Raw genomic sequence first — 1528 nt, 5'->3', positions numbered from 1 at the left:
CCGTGGAAATCTGGAACGTTCACTACAATTATCATCGACCGCATTCAACACGCGGAGGACGACCGCCCGCCGCTTACCGCCGGCACCGCGTAACTAACGTCCGTTCCTCATACAACTAGTTGGTGCCATAGAGTATCAACTCAATTCAGGCAAACTGCTGTGAAGTGACCGGCTCGTTTCTGTTGTCCCACCGCGTGACTTCGGGAAAGCATCGCGGTTTCAGAAAGTACGGATTTCACCGGCGTTCCCCATCGATCGAATCGGTCTTGTCTCGCAAACGGTGTATCTGCCGATTGGGTGGTTCACTTCGACTACCTCGAAGCCCTGGCTGCGCAGAAGTGCGGTCACGGCGACGCCATGCGAACCGGTGCGTTCGACTCCGATCCGAGTCACCAAACCAATCGACGAAAACCGATGCAGCAGAGCCTTGTAACCCGCCTCGGACGATCGATGAATGCGGTGACGTGAAAATCGAGGAGAACCCCGGATCGACGCTCGTTGCAGCGGAAAGCCACGAACGGCTGGCGACGACCACCGATAGATCCAAACAAGGACACAGTTCACTCCGGCGGCCGTCGAGTCAGATGCAGCTCAACGCAATCACCAGGGCTAGTGTCGGCATCTTGACTTGCCCCAAGGTTTCTTACCCATGTCGGAGTGCGGATCGCCGCTCGCTCAAAGGCTTCGATTCATGCCACGACCGTATCCGTCGGAGTTCCGATTCCGGGCCGCAACTCTTGTCCGAGCTGGCAAACCGATCACCACCGCCGTATACGAACTCGGCCTCAGCGCCGCCGCGCTCCACACTTGGGTTCGCCCAGATCAAGTCGACCGGGGTGAACGGTCAGGCATCACCAGAACAGAATCTGCGCAGCTGACCAAAGCGAATAAGCGCATCCGACTACTCGAAATCGAAGTCGAAATCCTCCGCACTGCCGCGGCACTGTTCAGGGAGAACTGCTCGGCCCCAGAAGAATTCACCCGATATTCGACATGCTCGTCGACGCCGGAACCCGTGAAGGGCTGTTGCCGGCTTTGGTGTCAGCAACCTAGGTTACTGCGTCTACAAGATCCAGCCGATGTCATCCGCCACGGATTCGCTGGCAGTGGCTCACGGGCTGATCGGAGAACTCCACACAGCCTCGCGACAGCCCTACGGGTCTTGATCTGTGTATACGGAGCTCACGCGCGGTATGACATCGTGGTCAGTGAAAACCTCGTCGGCGAACTCATGAGGTTCGGCGTCGCCGGCCTGCCTGGTCCGGCGAAAGACCAACGGTTGAAGGGCGTCGCGACGGCGGAGGATCTCGTGCACCGGCAGTTTCATCGTATCGAGCCAAATGAGTTGTGGGTTAACGTAATTACCGAACTTCTTACCCGGAAGAATTGTACCGTGGCGCGGTAGTTGACATGTTTAGCCGGAAGGCCGTTGGCCGGTCGATCGATAACTGCCAAGGCCCGACACTGGTATGGAGTGCCTTGCAATGTGGCGATCAAGGATCGGAAACCGTCTCCCCGGGGGGGGGGG

Annotated in this window: 1 pseudogene; it reads left to right on the top strand. The window is 58.1% G+C overall.

Annotated features, from left to right (window positions below):
• A pseudogene (locus ASU23_RS34815) lies at window positions 1–119 on the top strand (IS481 family transposase); the annotation flags it as partial.
• Window positions 120–1528 lie beyond the last annotated feature (1409 nt).

This window comes from Rhodococcus sp. KB6 (genome assembly GCF_001445685.1).
Taxonomy (GTDB): Bacteria; Actinomycetota; Actinomycetes; order Mycobacteriales; family Mycobacteriaceae; genus Rhodococcus_F; species Rhodococcus_F qingshengii.
This window is presented reverse-complemented; position numbering and strand designations above follow the sequence as displayed.